This is a genomic window from Gemmatimonadota bacterium (assembly GCA_009841265.1).
GTDB lineage: Bacteria > JAAXHH01 > JAAXHH01 > JAAXHH01 > JAAXHH01 > JAAXHH01.
In genome coordinates, this window is record VXMB01000012.1 from 1 (window position 1) to 2,746 (window position 2,746).

Sequence of the window (2,746 nt, forward strand, 5' to 3'; positions counted from 1 at the left end):
TAGGCGTCAACGTCATGACGATCTCCACCACTTCAAACAATGAAGAACCCGACGTAGTTTCATCTACCTCAACTTCCCCATCTTCACTCGTTGCGACCAACTCAACTTCACCGCCGCTACACCCCAACACAAGCGATACGACGACAGCTAATGCCAAAGTCACGCCAGTCAGGCGAATGTGGTTGAAACGAGGCACGATGCTGCTTGTTGCTGGGATTGAAGACGAGTTGGCGATGCCAAGTTTACTTCGAAATGTTCAGATATTGATAATATCTAAGGTCGCTCGATCTCCCCAAATAGACGCGATTATCCTCGGCGACCTAGCGTCCCATACCATTTTCGGTGGACTATAAACCATGGATGGGATCAAATATTTGGGAATTATATCGCAAACTAACAAAACCGCTTTGAACTAGCGGAGTTTGCCATCTTTGTAGTCTTTCCAGTACTGCCAATCTTCATCGCGTTTCGGGCGTGTGGTAAGCACAGCACGGGCTACGTTTTCGGGCGTGTCGGGTATCGGTTCGGGCATAGGCAGCGGAGGGCGTCCGACTGGTTTCTTGCGTCTGCGTCTCTGAGTCAATTCGATTCTCCAATCTAGGGCGCGCCGCAACTGTCAAGCGCGGCCCTTGCTTCGTCTCTGTCGAAATCTGCGTTGAATCCCCCTTCATCTTCGTAGTGAGACATCATCTTGCCCAAGTGGGCGTAAGTGCTTCGTTCATCGTACCAGCGCGCCAACTGCGCGCACTCGAATATGACCTCTTTAGCCATGATGAACGAAGGCGAGTCGTCGGATGCTGAAGGCGCGGCTACTACGACTGGCACGATCGGCGTAACCGTAGCCGCTAAAACATCGACGTTCGGGCTAGACATGAAATCGACTAGAGTCACCATCGCAACCGCGGTGCGTTCCGCACGTCTGCCCTCTATCAAGTCGGCGAGCGCGTCGTCGTCTGGATGATTGGCGATCATCTTCGATTCGTGAAAGTCCGTTGCCTCCAACAACTCTTTGTGAGCCATGAAAGTCTCGCGCAGGTTGTCGTCGTCTTTGAGAAATTGGATGGTCATATGGTCGTACGAGTCGAGTCGATACGCTAGTCTCATCGCCGTCAGGCTGTCAGTTTCGCCGCTGTCTCCATTCGGCATAAGCCACAACACCCACGCCGCCAATCCCGCCGCTATCAGTCCGACAACCAAGAACTCGGTGCGCCCCCATTTCAACGGTGATACCCCCTCGCGGCAATGAACAGATCGCTTGCTACATCAACCTTCGTTCAGGCTTGCGCGCAGAGGGGGCGCGACGCGCTCCATTCATGCGACACGCGCAACGCCTGAAACATGAAGATTGATGTAGCAGTTCAAACACTAACACAGATTGATACCCACACGTTACACCGTTAGACGCGTCGGCTTGCGCGGCGATTGATGGTAGACTCGCGACTCGTTGGCAGTTAGCCAACAACGCAGAACGCACCAGCGGCTAACTGGTGCGTCCCAAAGTAAAGAAGGTTACCTTCATGCACGACTCTACACGTATCCAACGCGAAACGCAAGTACACGGAATCGGACAGGTTTCGCCCTTTGAGCGTAGTCACAACCAGATGGTGAAGCGAGTCTTGGATGCTAAACGCGAAGCCGCTTTAATCGCCCCATACGTCGAAGCGGAGCGAAACAGACGATCAAAACTGCTTGAGGAGTCTTGGTTGTCGATTGGACGCGTCGCCTATCAAGTCGGCGTACCGCAGACGTTTGCCGTCCATGCCGCGAACCATCGCCGACATTTGATCCTCAGTGTCTAGCGGACGCTGGTTGTGCCGTCCCGCGAACTCGTTGACGTACGCCTGCAAGTGCTTCGCGCTGAAGTGGTGGTACGTGCCGTTGTAGCCGCGTTTCAGCGTAGCCCAGAACGACTCCATGCCGTTCGTGTGGGCTTGACCGCGAACGAACTCTTTGACGCTGTGCTTGACCGATTCATGCTTGCGGTTCATTCCGACGTACGCGCTTGCTTCGTCCGTGTAGACCGTCGTATCGTCCGACGTGCTGGAGTTGACGAATCCCTGCAACGTGCGTTTGTCGGTCGCGGCTATCGCTTCGGCTTTGACGTTGCCGGTTTCACGTTGCCTAGCGCCGACGACTGGAGTCTTGCCTACAGTCCCGCGTCCCGCGTTCAATTTCTTGGAGTTGTGCTTGTTGCGCTCACGCCCTCCGATGTAGGTTTCGTCAACCTCTACGGTACCGTCGAACACGTCGGTTTTGTCAGACCATGATTCACGTATGCGGTGAATCATGTGCCACGCGGCTTTCTGGGTTATGTCCAAGTCTCGATGCAGTTTCATGCTTGACACGCCCTTGAGATTGGTGGTCAGCAAGTACATGGCGATAGCCCACTTCTGATAGCCGATTTTGGAGCCATGCATAACCGAGTTCGACTTGACGCTGAAATGCTTTTTGCAGTCTAGGCAACGGTACGGCATCTGAGGATGACTCGGTTTGATTGAGACGTGATCGCCGTCGCACCAAGCGCAACGGACGCTATCGCCCCATCGCTGTTTGACGAACCATTGTTCCGCTACCGCGTCGTTTGGGAACATGCGGAACAACTTAGGCATCGAGATGCCTTTGCGGTAGTGCTTGCCGGGTGCGTTTCGTGTTGCCATATCGCCTTATCCAGTTTGAATATAAGACTAAGACTAACATTAGTGCGTGTCTGAGTCAAGCGGTTTTGTTAGTTTGCGATATAATTCCC

Annotated in this window: 2 protein-coding genes; both read right to left on the bottom strand. The window is 53.7% G+C overall.

Translation table 11 applies throughout. The annotated features are described in order from the left end of the window. Positions 1 to 597 precede the first annotated feature (597 nt). On the bottom strand, positions 598 to 1,221 hold the full coding sequence (locus tag F4X08_12695) for a hypothetical protein (protein MYD26660.1): 624 nt from the start codon (positions 1,219 to 1,221) through the stop codon (positions 598 to 600). A gap of 458 nt (positions 1,222 to 1,679) precedes the next feature. Then, a complete protein-coding gene (locus F4X08_12700; protein MYD26661.1) occupies positions 1,680 to 2,657 on the bottom strand; it encodes an IS1595 family transposase in 978 nt (325 codons plus the stop codon). Positions 2,658 to 2,746 lie beyond the last annotated feature (89 nt).

Bases quoted from the DNA above. Each gene is read 5' to 3' on its own strand.
- F4X08_12700 (MYD26661.1), bottom strand. From the start codon at position 2,657: ATGGCAACACGAAACGCACCCGGCAAGCACTACCGCAAAGGCATCTCG.